This is a genomic window from Devosia sp. FJ2-5-3 (assembly GCF_029201545.1).
GTDB lineage: Bacteria > Pseudomonadota > Alphaproteobacteria > Rhizobiales > Devosiaceae > Devosia.
Genome location: NZ_CP104007.1, coordinates 2,553,144 through 2,571,654, shown reverse-complemented (window position 1 = coordinate 2,571,654; position 18,511 = coordinate 2,553,144). Strand labels below are relative to the sequence as shown.

The window sequence follows — 18,511 nt, the reverse complement described above, 5'->3', positions numbered from 1 at the left end:
AATTGAAGAGTGGCAGCGCATCCGGGCCATCGGGATCGGGCTTGTCGGCCTGATCCCAATCGGCGGCATGTCGGTTGGTGCAGCAGTGGAAGAGTAGGAGTTCTGATGACGCGCCTAGACGAACAGCCAGCCGTCCAGGCTGACGCCGTCGGAAGCAGTCTTGAGGCCTTTAATGCCGGTGAGGTCTACGGTCAGATCGTTGTTGAGGTGCCACCACACGGTTCCAGGTCCGTTGCCGCCCATTCCCCAGTCAGGCGTTGGCGAGCCATCATCGACGAAGAGAAACGCGTTCCGTACCCCATGATAGAGGAAGGTAACGATGGCCGATTCCCCTGCCATCAATGGTGCCCAATCGTACTCTTGGGTGGTTTTGCCGCTTGCCATGGCCACAAATATGGAGGTCTGCAAAGCTTCTTTTTTGCTGGGCGCTAAACTCAAATCGCCGGTATCTACGACATAGGTTGGACCAGGGACGCTGATTGTTGCGCCGGTTTGGTCAATTATCTTGATCGCGTCTCGGCCCAACACGAAATCCTTGACGACGTGCTCGCCAATTTCGCCCGTATTCTTGCCGTAACCCTGCTCCCGTTCGGTCCAGATAGAGTAGGTGAATATCCGGGCCGGGCCGCTGATATCGGGAGGAAGGTAGATGTCATCAATCCCCAGCTTCGCGGTCTGCAGGGAACCCGGGGTGTGGTCGATCGCCGTAAGCCAATCGCGCGCCTGTTGCAGCTTGGCCCCATCGTAGTCAGCGGCGCCACCCTTGCTCGACGTGAACAGTTCAGCCGCTGATGCTTTATTGTCGATTGCGGTCTTGTCTGTTCCTGCTGCGCCGTTGAGTGTGCGATACGCGATGTCTGCGATAGAGGCGCGGCCATTCTCGAGCTCACCCTTCCAGAACGCCAGACCTTCCGGTTCGGGCGATCGACCAAAGAGGTTGGTGTAGACAGCCGTGATCACGCCTGCGGTGCTGGTGGACGCATAGAGATCCGCATACTCCTGGGTAGCCGCAAATGCCCGAGTAAGGTCCGACAAAGATGCGCCTCCGGCGCTAACCTGATCTGTCCAGTACTTTAATCCAGCCGCGTCTGCAGGTCGGTTGAAATAGGCGATATAGATTTTCTGGATGTCGGATTGCAGGCTCAAGGCATTTCCCCAAACGAAAGAGTCTGTGGGCCAGCTAATCGTTCGGATGTTAAAAAAACCGGTCGCGCATATGCTTAATTGCGAGCATATGGAGAAAGTGGTCTTTGCCAGACACAAGGGTTCAAGGATGGTGATCCCGACTGGATTCGAACCAGTGGCCTCAGGATTAGGAATCCTGCGCTCTATCCTGCTGAGCTACGGGACCAGCCAGCGGTCGAATTAGCAGCAGGTTTGCCAAGTTGCAAGGCGTGGCGCAGTGTTCCCCGAGATGCTAGGGCAGGGCCATGCCACAAATTTCCCCCTTCATTGTCTATCCCGACCCGCGGCTGCGCGCATCCGCTGTCGCGCGCCCGGTCGATGCCGGCCTTCTCGCAACAGGCAAGGCGCTTCTGGAAGCGGCCGAGGGCCATCGCGCCTATGGCCTCGCCGCCGTCCATATCGGCCAGGTCGAGCCCCTCGTGGTCGTCAGCGTCGGATCGCCGGACAAGCGCGACTACCGGCTTTTCTACAATCCGCACATCATCGATTGCGGCGGTGAGAGCACCATCGGCGTCGAAGGGTCCGTGTCCCTGCCGGGCATCGAGGTCGACATCGCCCGTCCTCTATGGGCCAGGATCGGGTATGACGACGCCGATGGGGTCTCCCGGGAGACGACACTGGAAGGATTTCCGGCGCGAATTGCGCTGCACGAAATTGAGCAGATGAATGGCGTCTTCTTTCTCAGCCACCTCAGCCGCCTCAAGCGCGATGCTGCCCTTCGCCGCTTTCAAAAGCTGGCCCGCGCACCGAATTGAATCTGGATTGAAGGGCTTGCCGGCAATGCCTCGTTCACCGCGCGAACCCGCATCTCGCGCTCTTGGCAAGGTTGATCCTGGCCCGCTGCTCGTTTACACGGTGCCTGGACTGAAAAAGGAAATGCAATGCGCACGGAAATTGAAAAGGCCGTTGCCGAAATCGAGCAGGTTCTGACCCTGCTGAGGAGGCATCTTTGACTGGGATACAGCACAACTCCGCCTCGACGCGCTGACCGCGCAGACTGAATCGCCCGAATTCTGGAATGATCCGGAAAAGGCCCGCGTCACCATGCGCGAGCGCGACGAACTCGATCTCGCCGTCAAGGCTGTGCACGAGCTCGAAGCCGGCATCCGCGACAACACTGAACTGATCGAGCTCGGCGAAGCCGAGGGCGATGCCGAAGTCGTCAAGGAAGCCGAACAGGCCCTGCTCGAACTCAAGCAGTCAGCCCGCCGTCTTCAGATCGAGACCCTGCTCTCGGGCGAAGTCGACGCCAATGACTGCTATGTCGAAATCCACTCCGGTGCCGGCGGTACCGAGAGCCAGGATTGGGCAAACATGCTCTTGCGCATGTATACCCGCTGGGCCGAACGCCGGAAGTTCAAGGTCGAAGTGCTCGAAATGCACGATGGCGAAGAAGCCGGCATCAAGTCCGCGACCATCCAGATCAAGGGCCACAACGCCTATGGCTGGCTCAAGACCGAGAGCGGCGTGCATCGCCTCGTCCGCATCAGCCCATACGACTCGGCCGCGCGGCGCCACACCAGCTTCTCGAGCTGCTGGGTCTATCCCGTCATCGACGACACCATCGATATCGAGATACGCGAAGCCGACCTCAAGGTCGACACCTATCGCGCCTCGGGCGCTGGCGGCCAGCACGTGAACACCACGGACTCCGCCATCCGCATCACCCACATCCCCTCGGGGATCATCGTGGCGTGCCAGCAGGAGCGCAGCCAGCACAAGAACCGGGCCACGGCCATGGCCATGCTGAAATCCCGTCTCTACGAGATGGAACTGCAAAAGCGCGAGGAAGCGGCGAACGCCCAGGCGGCCAACAAGACCGATATCGGTTGGGGCCACCAGATCCGCTCTTACGTTCTGCAGCCCTATCAGATGGTCAAGGACCTGCGCACGGGTGTTGAAAGCGGCCAGCCTTCCGTCGTTCTCGATGGCGACATCGATGACTTCATGGAAGCAGCGCTCGCCCAGCGCGTTGGCGTCGCAACCGACGTCGCTGCCGACTGATTCAAGGCAGGCATGCGATAGATATCAGGCCGTTCCCGTCCGCGGGGGCGGCCTTTTCTTATCCCAGGAGCGCCTGAACGCGCTTGCCGGCCTCGAGGAAGCCGCGGGGGTCGATGGTCGCGTCGCCCTTGCGGATCTCGAAGTGCAGGTGCGGTCCGGTCGAGCGTCCGGTCGATCCCACCTTGGCGATCGGCGTGCCGGGATTGACCGCCTGTCCCTCCCGCGCCAGATAGCCGCTGAGATGGGCATAGCGGGTGATATGGCCGGTGGCATGGGTCACTTCCACCACCTTGCCATAGCCCGATCTGGTGCCGACAAAACTCACCACGCCCTTTGCCGCGCTGAAGACCGTGGTGCCGGAGGGCGCCGCGAAGTCTAGTCCGGCATGAAAAGCCCGGCCGCCGGTAAACGGGTCCGTGCGATTTCCATAGCCTGAGCTCCGGCGGAAATTGCCTGTGATCGGCATGTGGATCGGCGCAGCCTCCACGCTGTCTCTCGCCGCCTTGTAGCGCAGGAGGGCCGCCATCACCGCATTTGCGTCTTCGACCATGGGCGAGCTTTCCAGCCCTTCGGCGGCGGGCAGCAGGGGGCCGCCCATGCCGAGTTCCCCTTCATTGGGCAGCGACATCGCGATCCCCAATTGGCGCATCTCGGAGACGATGCCATTGGTCCGCTCGATCGCGGCCTCGGCGATCCCGGTCATGGCGCGGTGCGTCTCGCTCATCATGCGATTGAGGCTCTCGGCCGTCTCGACAATGTCCGGATTTCCCGAGGCCACTGTGCCCGCAAGCTGCGCACCCTCTGGCTCAGCCGAAATGCCGATGGCGGCGATGCCCAACTGATCAGCCTTGTCGACCAGCGCGCGCACCAATTGATGCTGCTCCAACAGGACATCCTGCTGCGCCGCCAGTTCCTGCAATTGCAGATTGATGTCGCCGGCCTGCGCATAATTGCGCGAGTGCAGTCGGTCGATCTCGACGCGCATCTGGGCAATGCGGTCCTCATAGGCGCCGATCACCTGTTCATTCTGGACAGTCAGCAGGCGCGCAATATCGGGCGCCATCAGCAGGCCGGTTGCGGTGAGCCCATTCGCCCCGAGAAGCAGGGTGAACATGCCATAGAACAGGGCAGGGTGTATCCCCTTGCGGGCAGGCCGTGCCGTCTTGTCCTTCTCGCCGAAACTGGCCGATTGGCGCATCGAGGCCCCCGCTCATGACATAAAACATGGTGAGCGGACTATGAGCGCGCATGGTTAAGAAAGCCGAAAAATCTCGGTCTGGATCACCCCTTAGCCAGCATTTCATCGAGCCCTTCCAGCATCTTCGCCGCATGGCCCTTGATGCGGGTGGCGCGGATGATACGAGCGATACGGCTCTCCGCATCGATGATGAAACTCGTGCGGACCAGCCCCATGAATTCGCGCCCATAGAGCTTTTTGAGCTGCCACAGGCCGAAGGCTTCGATAGCCCTCCGCTCGGGGTCGGCAATCAGCGGCACGGCAAGCCCGTATTTCCGGCGGAACGCCTGGTGGCTGTCCATCCCGTCGGGCGAAACCCCGACCAGCACCGCGCCTCTTGCGCCAAATTCCTCAGCAAGCGCGGAAAACTCCTGGTTTTCGTCGACGCAGCCGCCGGAATCGTCCTGGGGATAAAAGAACATCACCACAGGCCGTCCCAGCTGTTGGGAAAGCGTGAAATCGGTGCCATCATCAAGCGGGAGGGTGAAATCGGGAGCGGGGTCCCCTGGCTGCAAATGTGTCATCGTCTGGCTCCGCGGGTTACCGGCCTCAATAGTGGGTGTCAGCGCCACAATCCAGCCGGTATCATTGTTCAAATGACCGCTTTAAGGCGGATGATTCTGTGAGGAGCCGGCAGATACCTACGCATCCTCGACTTGGGCGCCAGTGAGCGAGTGACAATTCCCGCCGAGCCGACCGCAGTTGCAGCAGTGCCGCGTCCCCGCAAGAGATTGTCTCGCGCGGCGCGCCTCGCCGCCTGGATTGTGGGCATCCCGCTCGCCATCCTCGTCGTGCTCTACCTGGTCCTGCTGATCACCCCGATCCGCCTACCTTTTGCGGGCGATACGGTCCGCAGCCTCGTCCAGTCTGCCCTGCCGCCCGGCGCCGAACTCGAACTGGGCGACATGGCCCTCGCCCTCGAGCAGGGGGTGCTGCCGGTTATCCAGTTCTCGCCCGTCACCTACAAGGACAGCGTCTCGGGCGCCCGCATTGCCATGGACGCCCTGGAAGTGGGGTTTTCGCCGCTGCTGATGCTGGTCGGAAAGCCCGGAGCGACCGTCACCATCGTCGCTCCCCATATCCAGCTGGTGCAGGACCTCTATGGCCCTCGGCTGACCACTTTCGAGATGGAAGAAGATCCTGGGGGGGGGCCGCCCACTCTGAAAGTTCTCGAAGGCGAACAGGCCTTTCCGCCAATCGGCATCGCCCATGAGGGTGTGGTTGTCGGCGCGGAGAAAGCGCCCTTGCGCTCAGACAATGACTGGCTGGTCTACAATCTCGAATCTGCGGAAATCTCGATAGATGACCTGGTCGAACAGATCGCCCAGGGCCGCTTCTCCCGGCTGACCATCCGCGATGGCACGGTCGACATGTCCGACTCCGTCTATCAGCTGTTCCGGCGCATCGAGGATGTCTCCCTGACCATCGGAACCGGCTCGTCCGAGCAGGAGATTCTCGGCACCTTCGCCGCGAATATCGGCAATCGCCAGGTGTCCGGAACGCTGGAGCGCGTGGTCGCCGAAGATGGCACCTCGCGCCTCAAGGCCGATGTCATCAATCTCGATTTCGCCGCGCTCCTCCCCTTTATCGACGACGCCAGCGCCATGGCGGCGATGCGTGGGGCAGGTGCCCTGTCCATCGATGTCGGCTTCGATCCGGCCGGCGGCAAACTTGTCGACGGCACATTTCGCGTCGACCTGACCGGCGTCGACCTGCGCATCGGCAAGGATTACTTCCCAGTCGCCAGTTCGATCATGGAGATCACCTGGAACCCCGCAGAGGGGCAGTTCGTGCTGGCGGATTCGGCCATCCAGATCGGCCAGAGCAGCGCCCGCGTGGCCGGCACCTTTGCCCTGGGCCTCGATCCCGATTTCGGCCCCACGATCGGCATGTCGCTTCAGGCGCGGGACGTCGCGCTTCATCCCAATGACCTTGAGGCGCCGGCAGAGCCGTTCACCACCATGGACTTCTCCGGCTGGTCCGCGCCGCTCTATGGCGCCGTGGGCATTGACCGCTTCGTGGCGCGGCGCGGCGATACTCTTGTCGAAACCATCGGCCGCATCGACATGCTGCGCGAGGGCATGGGCCTCCAGATGACGGTGGCCGGCAAGGGCGTTTCCGCCGACGACCTCAAGCGCCTCTGGCCCTATATCATGGGCGGCGAGAGCCGGGATTGGTTCGTCGCCAATGTTCCGGAGGGCCGCGTGGTCGAAGCGCGGCTCGAGTTCGATTACCCCGTCGGTGCGCTGACCCTTGATGGCGAAGACAGGCCCACGCCCGAAGGCGCGATGAACATCGATATGCTGGGCGAGGGGGTGAAGATCCGCGCCGTCGACACCATGCCGCCCATCGCCATCGACGGCCTCACCCGCCTCCAGGTCAAGGACACCAATGTCACCATCTCCGCATCTGGCGGCGAGGTGCCGACCTCAGCGGGGCCCATCCGCATCGCCAATCCTGCGCTCGTCATGGACAATTCCATGCCGGACGAAAGCATTATGGAGATCTCGGGCAATCTCAAATCCTCGATAGCCTCCCTTGTCGCCCTTGCCGAAGAGCAGGCGCCGGACATGCTTGCCAATACCGAGTTTCCGCTGACGATCTCCGCGCTCACCGGCGACGTCGATCTGGGCCTCGTCGCCACCATCGGTCTGCCCGATGAAAAGACCGGCCGCGAGATGGACGTGGACTATGTCGTGACCGGAACCCTGGCCGACTTTGCCAGCAGTGAGCCCATTCAGGATCGCCGCATCGGTGACGGGCAGCTGAGCTTTTCCGCCACCCAGGACAATTATTTCGTCGGCGGCACCGCCAATATCGATGGCATGGAAGCGGACATCTCGGTTGCCGGCACGCCGGAAACCGCTCCCGCCCTGCGCATCGCCTCTTCCGTCGCCGTCTCCGATCTCAAGGCCATGGGCTTTGACGCCTCGCCCTTCCTCACCGGCCGCGTGAAATTTAGCGCCGAGCCACAGGCCGATGGCGCCCTCAAAATGGTTGTGGATCTCGCGGACGCCGGCCTCACCATCAAGGATATCGGCATCACCAAATCTGTCGGTACGCCTGGCACGCTGACGGCGACAGTGCGTCCGGATGGCGAAACCACGCATCTTGAGGACATCGACCTCGCCTTCGGCTCCGTGCGCCTCAAGGGCGGCATCGAGTTCCATGCCACCAAGGGTCTGGTCGCGGCCAGTTTCGAGACCTTTGCCCTCAGCCAGGGAGACAATGCACAGGTGGCCGTCTCGCCCATGGAGGGTGGCTATGCGGTCCGCATTCGCGGCAAGCAGCTCGATCTCAAGCCGGTCGTCCAGCAGTTCTTCGATCTCAACCAGGGCAGCGGCGGTGTCCAGGCCACCCAGATCAACCAGACCCTGGCGCTCGACGTCCGGCTCGACCGGGCCGTCGGCTACTACGCCACCACCGCCTTCAATGTGAGTGTCGATCTGCTCCTCCGCGGCAGCGATATGCGCCGGGCGACGGTGTCCACCCAGTTCGGCGAGGGCAATGCCCTCTCCATCACCACCAATCCGGCCCCGCGCGGCCGCACGCTCAGCGTCGCCTTCAACGACGCCGGCACCATCCTGCGCTTCCTCGGGATTTATTCCCAGCTCGCCGGCGGCAGCGGCAGCCTCGTTCTCACCACCGATCGCGATGCCGACGCCGAAGCCGGCCGGTTGCTGCTGCGCAGCTTCGCCATCGTGGACGAGGCCAATGTCGCCCAGATCCTGGGCAATCACTCCGATTCCCGCGCCGCCATCGCTGCGCGGAACCGTCTCGACTTCGATGCCGCGCAGGTCGATTTCGTTCGCCGCAAGGACCGCGTCGAAGTCACCAATGGCATGCTGACCGGCGACACTGTCGGCGGCACCGCCCGTGGCTTCATCTATACCGACCGCCGCCAATACGATCTCAACGGCACCTATGTGCCGCTGTTCGGGCTGAACAACGCCTTCCAGAAGATCCCGCTGCTCGGCCCGCTGCTCGGCGGTCGCGACGGCGAGGGCCTGGTCGGCGTGACCTTCGCCATACGCGGTCCGCTCGACAACCCGCAATTTGCCATCAACCCGCTTTCCATGCTGGTCCCCGGCGCCTTCCGCGAACTCTTCGAGTTCCGCGCCCGCGAGCTTCCACCAGCCCAATAAAAAAGGCGCCACAATCACTTGGCGCCTTTTTCAGATTCAAATTGTCAGGCCGTCAGATCGGCTTGATCAGCGCATGCCGCTTCTTGCCGACCGAAAGCTTGATGACACCCTCGTCGAGCAGGGCGTTATCGCCCAGGGTCAGCTTCTCGTCGTCGATGCTCGCATCGTTGACCTTCACCGCGCCCGAAGACACATGCCGCCGCGCTTCGCCATTGGAGGCCGCGAGCCCGGCCTTCACCAGCGCGCTGAGAATGCCGATGCCAGAGCTGAGCTCCGCATGCGTCACTTCCGCGGTCGGCAGCGACAGATCCAGCTTGCCGGTTTCGAATGTCGCCCGCGCTGTCTCGGCGGCCTCGTCCGCAGCAGCCTGCCCCCGCAGCATGGCGGTGACTTCGCTCGCGAGGCGCTTCTTGGCCTCGTTGATGTCGCCCGCCACGATGCGCGCGATCTCGTCGAGCGGCAACGTCGTGTAAAGCTTCAAGAACCGCTCGACGTCGGCGTCCTCGGTATTGCGCCAGTACTGCCAGAAATCATAGGCCGACAGCATGTCCGCGTTGAGCCAGATGGCGCCGTTCATCGACTTGCCCATCTTCTGACCCGATGCGGTCGTCAAGAGCGGCGACGTCAGCGCATAAAGCTGCGGCGTGCCCATGCGGTGCCCGAGGTCGATACCATTGATGATATTGCCCCACTGGTCCGAACCACCCATCTGCAGCCGCACATTGTAGCGCTGATTGAGCTCCACGAAGTCATAGGCCTGCAGGATCATGTAGTTGAATTCGAGGAAGCTCAGCGACTGCTCGCGATCGAGCCGCTGCTTGACCGAGTCGAAGCTCAGCATGCGGTTGACCGAGAAATGCTGGCCAACATCGCGCAGGAATTCGAGGTAGTTCAGCGGCAGCAGCCACTCGGCATTGTTCAGCATCAGCGATTTCTCGCCGGCGAAATCGAGATAGTTCGAAAACACCTGCTTGATGCCGTTGATGTTGGACTGGATCGTGTCCGTACCCATCAGCTTGCGCGCTTCGTCCTTGAAGGACGGATCGCCCACCATGCCGGTGCCGCCGCCCATCAGGGCCACGGCGCGATGGCCGGTCTTTTCCAGCCAATGCAGCATCATGATCTGGATAAGGCTCCCCACATGCAGGGACGATGCCGTGGGATCGAAGCCGATATAGGCGGTCACCTGCTCGGTGGCGAAAAGATTGTCGAGCCCTTCGGCGTCGGACATCTGATGGATAAAGCCGCGCTCATCAAGCGTGCGCAGGAAATCGGATTTGAACGTGGTCATTTTGGTGCGATTCCAAAGGCTGTCCCTTTCACAGGGTCATTCCCGCGAAGGCGGGAACCTCTGTTTGCCGGACAACCGCTAGAGAAACGGAGGTCCCCGCTTTCGCGGGGATGACGCCGTGGTGGTTTTTATCGCAGTGTTTGCGCCCAGATTTAGCGCCCGCCGCCGTCCGCGATCTCCTGACGGCGACGGTCGAGATATTCGGCGCAGGCCGTCGTCAGTTCGTCCACCTTGCCTTCGTAGAAGTGGTTCGCACCCTCCACGATCTGCTGCTCGATGGTGATGCCCTTTTGGGTCTTGAGCTTGTCCACCAGCTTCTGGACGGATGCGGGCGGAGCCACGCGGTCCTTGTCGCCATGGATGATCAGGCCCGAAGACGGGCAGGGGGCCAGGAACGAAAAGTCGTAGAGATTCTCCGGCGGGGACACCGAGATGAACCCTTCCACTTCCGGACGGCGCATCAGCAGCTGCATGCCGATCCAGGCGCCGAACGAGAAGCCGGCGATCCAGCATCCGCGCGACTCGCGATTGATCGTCTGCAGCCAGTCCAGCGCGGAGGCCGCATCGGAAAGTTCGCCGATGCCGTGGTCGAACGCACCCTGGCTCCGGCCCACGCCGCGCGAGTTGAAGCGCAGCACGGAAAAGCCGCGTTCCGCGAACATATAGAAGAGGTTGTAGACGATCTGGTTGTTCATCGTCCCGCCGAACTGCGGGTGTGGATGCAGCACGATGGCGATAGGAGCGTTCGGTTCCTTGCCCGGCTGATAGCGGCCCTCGAGGCGGCCTTCGGGACCATTGAAGATGACTTCAGGCATGGGTTTCTTTTCCGGCCCTTTTTGGCTTTTTATAAAACGGAGTTTTCCAGTCAGTTTAAGGGCGGCGCGCGGCTTGACTAAGCGCGGGCCTCTCCCTAAAACAACGGTCGGAAATCCAGTTTAGAATTGTTCGAAACTCGGTTTTTGGCCGTGCAACGGCCCGTGTGAGCGCCCCTTGTAATGAAGTTGGGCGGCATAATTCAAGAAGTGTTTGGTCCCGGGTGCGCGGAAGCGTCCCAATTGGGGCATGGCAGGTATGTAGGACATGGGGTCCCGGTAGGCAAATGGCGAGACAGAAATTCTATCTCGATCACAATGCTGCATCGCCGCTTCGTCCCGAAGCGCGTGCGGCGTTGCTTGCCGCGCTTGATCTCACCGGCAACCCGTCCTCGGTTCATGCCCATGGCCGCGCCCTGCGCGACGCCATCGAAACCGGCCGTCGCCAGGTGGCGAAGCTGGCCGGCGCCGAGTCGAGGCAAGTCGTCTTCACCGGCTCTGCCACCGAGGCCATCACCCAGGCCATAGTCGGCGGCGCCAGGATATTTGCGGCAAGCACCATCGTTGTCAGCGCTGGCGACCATGTCGCCGCCTCCCAAGCGGCCGTTGCGACGGGCTTGCCTGTCATCACTATCGGCCTGCTGCCGGATGGGCGCATTGATCTTGATCAACTCGCGCAGGTCCTGGCCGAGGCCGAGGGAAATCTTCTGGTCGCGGTTCATTGGGTCAATAACGAGACGGGTGTCGTCCAGCCCATCTCGCGCATCAGCGCCATGGTTGGCCCCACCCGGCACACCTTGTTCGTCGATGCCGTCCAGGCCTTCGGCAAGCTGCCACTGGATTTTGCGGCCTCGGCACCCGATATGATGGCCATAAGCGGCCACAAGATCGGCGCGCCATCCGGCATCGGCGCTTTGCTGGTCAAGGGCCATGCCGACACCGTGCGGATCATCCCCGGTGGCGGCCAGGAACAGGGCCGCCGCGGCGGCACCGAAGCCTTCGCGCTCATCGCTGCGTTCGGCGCGGCGGCCGAGGCAGCGGCGCACGATGACCGGGATCGGCTCCAGGTCCTCGTCGACAATGTTGAAGCCGGCCTTCGCAATCTCGCCCCCGATGTCGTGATCTTCGGGAAAGATGCGGATCGGGTCGGCAGCGTCGTCAATTTCGCCATACCTGGCCTCAAGAGCGCCACGGCCATGATGGCACTTGATCTGCAGGGCCTGTCGGTATCATCCGGCTCTGCCTGTTCGTCCGGCAAGGTGAGCACCAGCCACGTTCTCCTCGCCATGGGCGTCTCACCGGAGCTCGCCGAATGTGCTCTGCGTATCAGCTTCGGCTGGAATTCCACGGAAGAGGATGCGACAGCGTTCCTTTCCGCAACTGAAACCATTCTGGCCCGCCAAAAGCGGTCCGGCCAGGCGGCCTGACGGTCGCCGGATAGATGTATCGTCCACGGCGGCCTTGACCCGCCGAGGGGCAAGAAGGAGAAGCCTGATGGCGGATTACGATATTCCGACGCTCAAGGAAGAGATTGACCGGGAGACGGTCGAGCAGGTTCTGGCGCTCGACGTCGACAAGTACAAATATGGGTTCGAAACCGATATCGAAGCCGATACGTTTCCGGTCGGACTGAGCGAGGACACCGTCCGGCTGATCTCTGCCAAGAAGGAAGAGCCCGAATGGATGCTCGAGTGGCGCCTCGAGGCGTTCCGCCGCTGGCAGACCATGGAAGAGCCCAACTGGGCCAAGGTCCACTATCCAAAGATCGATTTCCAGTCGATCAGCTATTATTCGGCGCCCAAGAACTTCACCGGCCCCAAGAGCCTCGATGAAGTCGACCCCGAACTGCTGCGCACCTATGCAAAGCTCGGCATCCCGCTCAAGGAGCAGGCGATCCTCGCGGGCGTTCAGGGCGCGGCCGAATCCGTCGGTACCCCGTTTGGCGCCGGTGTCGCCGTCGACGCGGTCTTCGATTCGGTGTCCGTCGTCACCACCTTCCGCGAAGAGCTGGCCAAGCACGGCATCATCTTCTGCTCGATCTCCGAGGCCGTGCGCGAGCACCCGGAACTGGTCAAGAAGTACATCGGCTCCGTCGTTCCGGTGACCGACAATTACTATGCGACGCTGAATTCGGCCGTCTTCACAGATGGCTCCTTCGTCTACATCCCCAAGGGCGTTCGCTGCCCGATGGAGTTGTCGACCTATTTCCGCATCAACGAGAAGAACACCGGCCAGTTCGAGCGCACGCTGATCATCGCCGATGACGACAGCTACGTGTCCTATCTCGAAGGCTGCACCGCGCCGATGCGCGACGAGAACCAGCTGCACGCAGCCGTGGTCGAGCTCGTCGCCCTCGACAATGCCGAGATCAAGTATTCCACCGTCCAGAACTGGTATCCGGGCGACAAGGACGGCAAGGGCGGCATCTACAATTTCGTCACCAAGCGTGGCGATTGCCGCGGCGTCAATTCGCACATCTCCTGGACCCAGGTTGAGACCGGTTCGGCCATCACCTGGAAATATCCGAGCTGCATCCTGCGCGGCGACGGTTCGCGCGGCGAGTTCTACTCCATCGCCATTTCGAACGGCTACCAGCAGGTCGATAGCGGCACCAAGATGATCCACCTGGGCAAGAACACGTCCAGCCGCATCATCTCCAAGGGTATCGCGGCCGGCTTCTCGGACAACACCTATCGTGGCCAGGTCTCGGCCCACGCCAAGGCCAAGAACGCCCGCAACTTCACCCAGTGCGACTCGCTGCTCATCGGCGACAAGTGCGGCGCCCACACGGTTCCCTATATCGAGAGCCGCAACGGCACGGCTGTGTTCGAGCACGAAGCCACCACGTCCAAGATCTCCGACGACCAGATGTTCTATTGCATGCAGCGGGGCCTCGACGAAGAAGAGGCAGTTGCTCTCATCGTCAACGGCTTCGTTCGCGACGTGCTCCAGCACCTGCCGATGGAATTCATGGTCGAAACCCAGAAGCTGATCTCGATCAGCCTCGAAGGCAGCGTCGGCTAAGATGACGAACGAAACGCGCAATCCGGTTGTGACCCTTGCCTCCCTGGCGCTCGACGCATGGGAGCAGGGGGAGCTTTACAAGTCTGCCGACACCTCGTTCGGCAAGCTCCTCGGTCTGCGCGCTCTTGGCATCAGCTACAACGAAGTGCCGCCTGGCAAGTCAAGCTGTCCCTTCCACAACCATCACCTCGAAGAGGAACTCTTCATCGTGCTGGAAGGCGAGGGGACCTATCGCTTCGGCGCCGAGCGCTATTCGTTCAAGGCCGGCGACGTGCTTGGCGCGCCGACCGGCGGCCCGGACACAGCTCACCAGATCCTCAATACCGGATCGGTGACGCTGAAATATCTGGGCATCGCCAACAATGCCGAGACCGAAGTCTGTGAATATCCTGACTCGGGCAAATTCCAGGTGACGAGCCGCACTTCGGCAGATCGTCGCCTCCGCCACTGTGGCCGCGAAGGCCAGAACAACCTTGACTATTGGGATGGCGAGCCGGGCGCCTGAGGCGCCGCCAGCAATCCCCTTCCGCAATTGGAGACCAAAAATGACCACTCCCGTTCTTGAAATCCGCAATCTGCATGCCCGCATCGAGGAGCGCGAAATCCTCAAGGGTGTGAACCTCATCATCCCGCCCGGCCAGGTCCACGCCATCATGGGCCGCAATGGCTCAGGCAAGTCGACGCTGTCCTATGTCCTGGCCGGCAAGGAAGACTATGAGGTTACCGAGGGCGAGATCCTGCTTAACGGCGAAAACATCCTTGAGATGGAGCCTGCCGAGCGTGCTGCGGCCGGCCTGTTCCTGGCTTTCCAGTACCCGATCGAGATCCCGGGCGTCGCCACCATGACCTTCCTCAAGGCGGCCATGAACGCCCAGCGCAAGGCGCGGGACGAAGCCGAGCTGACCACTCCGGAATTCATGCGTCTCGTCAAGGAAGCCGGTGCGGCGCTGAACATCGACAGCGCCATGCTCAAGCGTCCGCTCAATGTCGGCTTCTCCGGCGGCGAAAAGAAGCGCGCCGAGATCATGCAGATGGCGCTGCTCAAGCCCTCGCTGGCCGTGCTCGACGAAACCGATAGCGGTCTCGACATCGACGCGTTGCAGGTCGTCTCCCAGGGCGTCAATTCGCTCCGCGATGGTCAGCGCTCCATGCTCGTCATCACCCACTACCAGCGCCTCCTGAACCACATCGTCCCCGACGTGGTCCATGTGTTCGCCGATGGTCGTATCGTCGAAAGCGGTGACAAGGATCTGGCCCTTCAGCTCGAAGCCAAGGGTTACGCAGACTTCGACGGTCAGGCGGCCTGACCATGAGCGTCCGTTTCCCCGTCCGTCTCGGTCCGGTCGAGCACACCCTGATCGAACAGCTCAAATCCCTTGGCGCCGAACAGGTCGCCGAGCGCATCAATGTGGCCGGCCTGCCGACCCGTCGCGTCGAGAATTATCACTATACCGATCTCAAGACGCTTCTTGGGGCGATCCCGCCGCTGGCTGCACCGGCCAATGAGGCCAGCGCCCCGGCGCTCCGCGTGGCCGGCGCCTACCAGTTGATGATCGCCAATGGCGTCGTCCAGACTGCGGCAACCGCTCCCGCCGGCATCATCGTCGGCAAGACCCAGGGTGGCGTTCTCACCAATCGCGATGATGTGCTCGTCAACGTTAGCAATGCGCTAGCAAAAGAGGCACTGACGCTAACACTTGAGGGCAGTGTCGATCCGGTCATCCAGATTGATCGCCGCATTGAGGGCGAAGCCGCCCATGTCTCTGATGCGCTTAAGGTTTTCGTCGCCGATGAGGGTTCCGCCGTCATCCTCGAGACCTTCTCGGGCTCCGACGCCGCCCATGTCGGTAATCACGGCACCTATGTGGCCCTCGGCAAGAATGCCAAGGTGACCCACATCACAGTCAACCTAAGTGCTTCTGAAACCACGCACTTTGCGACCAATGAGTATCGTCTCGCCGATGGCGCACAGCTGCGCACTTTGATCATCCATGTTGGCTCCAAGCTCAGCCGGACCAACATCTATCCGCTGATGAACGGGGCAGGGGCTCATGCCGACGTCACCGGTCTCAACCTCGTCACTGGCGAGCAACACGCTGATATCACGATGGAAACGCTGCACGCCGTGCCGCACACCACGTCCCAGCCGCTGTTCAAGTCCATCACCCGCGGCCGCTCCACCGCCGTGGTTCAGGGCAAGCTGGTCGTCGCCCGCGACGCTCAGAAGACCGATGCCAAGTTCATGCATCAGGGCCTGATGCTCTCCGACGAGGCGCAGATCCTCTCCAAGCCGGAGCTGGAAATCTACGCCGACGACGTGGTCTGCGGCCATGGCTCGACCTGCGGCAAGATCGACGAGGACAGCCTCTTCTACCTCGTCAGCCGCGGTATCCCCAAGGCCGAGGCCGAGACCATGCTGGTCCGTGGCTTCATCGCCGAAGTCCTTGATCCCGTTGAGGATGAAGCGCTCAACGAAGCCCTCAACGGCGTCGTGGACGGCTGGCTGCTGAGCGGCGAGTAAGACCCGGGTGGTCCACTCGATGGGACCACCAGCATAGCGCGGCACCTCCCCCTTGACGGGGGAGGCGGGGAGGGGGTGCGAGAGCCCTGATATCGTGGCTCTCACCCCCCCTTGATCCCTCCCCGCGGCGGGGAGGGAGACGACTGAGAATATTGAGAGCCAGCAGATGACCTTCGACCTCGAAAAAGTCCGCGCCGATTTCCCGATCCTGTCGGAGATTATCCATGGCAACCGGCTCGTCTATCTCGACAGCGGTGCCTCGGCCCAGAAGCCAGTGCAGGTCCTCGACCGGATGGATTATGCCTTCCGGCACGAATATGCCAATGTTCACCGGGGCTTGCACACGCTGGCCAATCGCGCCACCGAGGCCTATGAGAGCGGTCGCGAAAGCGTTCGTCGCTTTCTCAATGCCGGCCGCGTCGAAGAAATCATCTTCACCCGCTCGGCCACCGAGGCGATCAACCTCGTCGCCCAGTCCTTCGCCGGCCCGCGCATCCGCGAAGGCGACGAGATCGTCACCACGATTATGGAGCACCACTCCAATATCGTGCCATGGCATTTCCACCGCGAGCGCAAGGGCGCAATCATCAAATGGGTCGACGTCGGCGATGACGGCGCTCTGGACCTCGCCGCCTTTGAGCAGGCGCTGACCGCCAGGACCCGCATCGTCGCCATCACCCACATGTCCAACGTGCTCGGAACTATCAATCCGATCAAGGACTTGATCGCGATTGCTCACGCAAAGGGCATTCCGGTCCTGATCGACGGATCGCAGGGCGCTGTTCACACCAAGGTGGATGTTCGCGACCTCGACGCCGATTTCTACATCATGACCGGCCACAAGCTCTACGGCCCCACCGGCATCGGTGTGCTCTACGGCAAATACGATCTCCTGGCTGAAATGCAGCCCTATCAGGGCGGCGGCGAGATGATCGAGACGGTCACCCTCGAGGCCGTCACATATAACGAGCCGCCGCATCGATTCGAAGCCGGCACGCCGCCCATCGTGCAGGCCATCGGCCTCGGCGCCGCGCTCGACTACATGGAATCGCTCGACCGCGACGCCATCGAGGCCCATGAGGCCGAGACTGCCGAATATGCCCGCGAAAAGCTGAGCCGGATCAATTCCCTGCGCATGATCGGCACCGCGCCCGGCAAGGGCGGCATCTTCTCCTTCGAGATCGCCGGGGCCCATGCCCACGACGTTGCCACCATCCTCGACCGCTACGGCATCGCCGTTCGTGCCGGCACCCATTGCGCCCAGCCGCTGCTCAAACGTTTCGGTGTCACCTCTACCTGTCGGGCCTCACTCGCCCTATATAACGGCAAGGACGATGTGGATGCGCTGGTCGACGGCATTGAGCGCGCCCAGAAATTTTTCGCATGAGCGAGACTGACATGACAGAAGACAACACAACAGCCGCAGCGGCAGAAGATGTCCGCATCACGCCGACCATGCCAACCACCCTTCCTGAAGGCGAGGTGGAACGCATCACCACCGAGCTGATCGGCGCGCTGAAGACCGTATACGACCCCGAAATCCCGGTGGATATCTATGAGCTCGGCCTGATCTACAAGGTCGATCTCGACGACAATCGCAACCTCACCATCGACATGACCCTGACCGCTCCCGGCTGCCCGGTGGCCGGCGAAATGCCCGGCTGGGTCGAAAACGCCGCTCGCGGTGTTGAGGGCATTCAGGACGTGACCGTCAACATGGTCTTCGATCCGCCCTGGGACGCCAGCCGCATGAGCGAAGAAGCCCAGGTCGCGTTGAACTGGTGGTAATTCCAAGCGTTTCGTCTTATATATCGTGAAACGCCGATAAAAGGTGGACCTGTCCATGCCCTTCAAGATCATGTCGCTGACCGATGCCGCTGCCGAGCGCATCACCGAGATCATCGAGGATTCGGACAATCCCGTCGTGGGCCTGCGCGTCGGCATCAAGAATGCCGGATGCGCCGGCGTCTCCTACACCATGGATTATGTCGAAGCCCCTATCGCGGGCGATGACCATGTCGAGGACAAGGGCGTCAATGTCTGGGTCGACCCCAAGGCCACCATGTATCTCCTCGGCACGGTGATGGATTTCGAGCAGTCGAAAATGGGCTCGAGCTTCACCTTCAAGAACCCCAACCAGACCGGCGCCTGCGGCTGCGGCGAAAGCGTCACGCTCGCCGCGGCAGACCTCAAGGCGCTCGCCGAAGCCCGGGCAGGGGCCTGATTTTTACCCCCTCCTAGCCTCCCCCTGAAGAAGGGGGAGGGACCGATCGAGTATGCCGCGATATCCGT

16 protein-coding genes and 1 tRNA gene are annotated in these 18,511 nt (G+C 61.9%); 11 read left to right on the top strand and 6 right to left on the bottom strand.

Annotation, left to right across the window (positions count from 1 at the left end; translation table 11 throughout):
- Positions 1-114: 114 nt before the first annotated feature.
- Together N0P34_RS12400 and N0P34_RS12395 are read right to left on the bottom strand one after the other, a co-directional pair.
- The gene (locus tag N0P34_RS12400) at positions 115-1,146 is read right to left on the bottom strand and encodes a DUF4214 domain-containing protein (protein ID WP_275603543.1); all 1,032 of its coding nucleotides are present in this window, start codon (positions 1,144-1,146) and stop codon (positions 115-117) included.
- 128 nt (positions 1,147-1,274) lie between these two features.
- Positions 1,275-1,351 (bottom strand) — tRNA-Arg (locus N0P34_RS12395).
- 79 nt (positions 1,352-1,430) lie between these two features.
- Between N0P34_RS12395 and N0P34_RS12390 the strand changes: the two genes are divergently transcribed.
- The gene (locus N0P34_RS12390; protein WP_275603542.1) at positions 1,431-1,940 is read left to right on the top strand and encodes a peptide deformylase; all 510 of its coding nucleotides are present in this window, start codon (positions 1,431-1,433) and stop codon (positions 1,938-1,940) included.
- A gap of 126 nt (positions 1,941-2,066) precedes the next feature.
- Positions 2,067-3,189 (top strand): peptide chain release factor 2 gene (prfB, locus tag N0P34_RS12385; protein WP_275603541.1). Its coding sequence is split into 2 segments (ribosomal slippage): positions 2,067-2,135 and positions 2,137-3,189, totalling 1,122 coding nucleotides; the frame shifts between segments, so codons are not numbered across the junction.
- A gap of 58 nt (positions 3,190-3,247) precedes the next feature.
- On the opposite strand, the gene N0P34_RS12380 is transcribed toward prfB, so the two are convergent.
- Together N0P34_RS12380 and N0P34_RS12375 are read right to left on the bottom strand one after the other, a co-directional pair.
- Positions 3,248-4,387, bottom strand: a complete 1,140-nt coding sequence (locus N0P34_RS12380; RefSeq protein ID WP_275603540.1) for a peptidoglycan DD-metalloendopeptidase family protein — start codon at positions 4,385-4,387, stop codon at positions 3,248-3,250.
- An 83-nt stretch (positions 4,388-4,470) separates the two neighbouring features.
- Positions 4,471-4,950 (bottom strand): peroxiredoxin, encoded by a 480-nt coding sequence (locus N0P34_RS12375; protein WP_275603539.1) that lies wholly within the window; start codon positions 4,948-4,950, stop codon positions 4,471-4,473.
- 150 nt (positions 4,951-5,100) lie between these two features.
- Here N0P34_RS12375 and N0P34_RS12370 point away from each other — a divergent pair, with 150 nt between their 5' ends.
- Complete coding sequence (locus N0P34_RS12370) at positions 5,101-8,571, top strand: AsmA-like C-terminal domain-containing protein (RefSeq protein ID WP_275603538.1); 3,471 nt, start codon at positions 5,101-5,103, stop codon at positions 8,569-8,571.
- Positions 8,572-8,623: 52 nt separating this feature from the next.
- Here N0P34_RS12370 and tyrS read toward each other — a convergent pair whose 3' ends face one another.
- A complete protein-coding gene (tyrS, locus tag N0P34_RS12365) occupies positions 8,624-9,862 on the bottom strand; it encodes a tyrosine--tRNA ligase (RefSeq protein ID WP_275603537.1) in 1,239 nt (412 codons plus the stop codon).
- A gap of 152 nt (positions 9,863-10,014) precedes the next feature.
- A complete protein-coding gene (locus N0P34_RS12360; RefSeq protein WP_275603536.1) occupies positions 10,015-10,677 on the bottom strand; it encodes an alpha/beta hydrolase in 663 nt (220 codons plus the stop codon).
- Positions 10,678-10,961: 284 nt separating this feature from the next.
- Here N0P34_RS12360 and N0P34_RS12355 point away from each other — a divergent pair, with 284 nt between their 5' ends.
- The 8 genes from N0P34_RS12355 to N0P34_RS12320 all read left to right on the top strand — a co-directional run bounded on the left by N0P34_RS12355 (position 10,962) and on the right by N0P34_RS12320 (position 18,443).
- Positions 10,962-12,101, top strand: a complete 1,140-nt coding sequence (locus tag N0P34_RS12355) for an aminotransferase class V-fold PLP-dependent enzyme (protein WP_275603535.1) — start codon at positions 10,962-10,964, stop codon at positions 12,099-12,101.
- A 67-nt stretch (positions 12,102-12,168) separates the two neighbouring features.
- Positions 12,169-13,698 carry a Fe-S cluster assembly protein SufB gene (gene sufB, locus N0P34_RS12350; RefSeq protein WP_275603534.1) on the top strand — a complete coding sequence of 510 codons (1,530 nt, stop codon included), beginning with the start codon at positions 12,169-12,171 and terminating at the stop codon, positions 13,696-13,698.
- Position 13,699: 1 nt separating this feature from the next.
- Entirely contained in the window at positions 13,700-14,203 is a 504-nt protein-coding gene (locus N0P34_RS12345; RefSeq protein ID WP_275603533.1) for a cupin domain-containing protein, read from the top strand.
- 40 nt (positions 14,204-14,243) lie between these two features.
- Positions 14,244-15,005 carry a Fe-S cluster assembly ATPase SufC gene (sufC, locus tag N0P34_RS12340; protein WP_275603532.1) on the top strand — a complete coding sequence of 254 codons (762 nt, stop codon included), beginning with the start codon at positions 14,244-14,246 and terminating at the stop codon, positions 15,003-15,005.
- Positions 15,006-15,007: 2 nt separating this feature from the next.
- Positions 15,008-16,219 (top strand): Fe-S cluster assembly protein SufD, encoded by a 1,212-nt coding sequence (sufD, locus tag N0P34_RS12335; protein WP_275603531.1) that lies wholly within the window; start codon positions 15,008-15,010, stop codon positions 16,217-16,219.
- Between the two features lie 166 nt (positions 16,220-16,385).
- Entirely contained in the window at positions 16,386-17,606 is a 1,221-nt protein-coding gene (locus N0P34_RS12330) for a cysteine desulfurase (RefSeq protein WP_275603530.1), read from the top strand.
- A gap of 68 nt (positions 17,607-17,674) precedes the next feature.
- Positions 17,675-18,007: an SUF system Fe-S cluster assembly protein gene (locus tag N0P34_RS12325; protein WP_275606982.1), complete on the top strand. Its 333-nt coding sequence runs from the start codon at positions 17,675-17,677 to the stop codon at positions 18,005-18,007.
- 55 nt (positions 18,008-18,062) lie between these two features.
- On the top strand, positions 18,063-18,443 hold the full coding sequence (locus tag N0P34_RS12320; RefSeq protein ID WP_275603529.1) for an iron-sulfur cluster assembly accessory protein: 381 nt from the start codon (positions 18,063-18,065) through the stop codon (positions 18,441-18,443).
- The last annotated feature ends 68 nt before the right edge of the window (positions 18,444-18,511 follow it).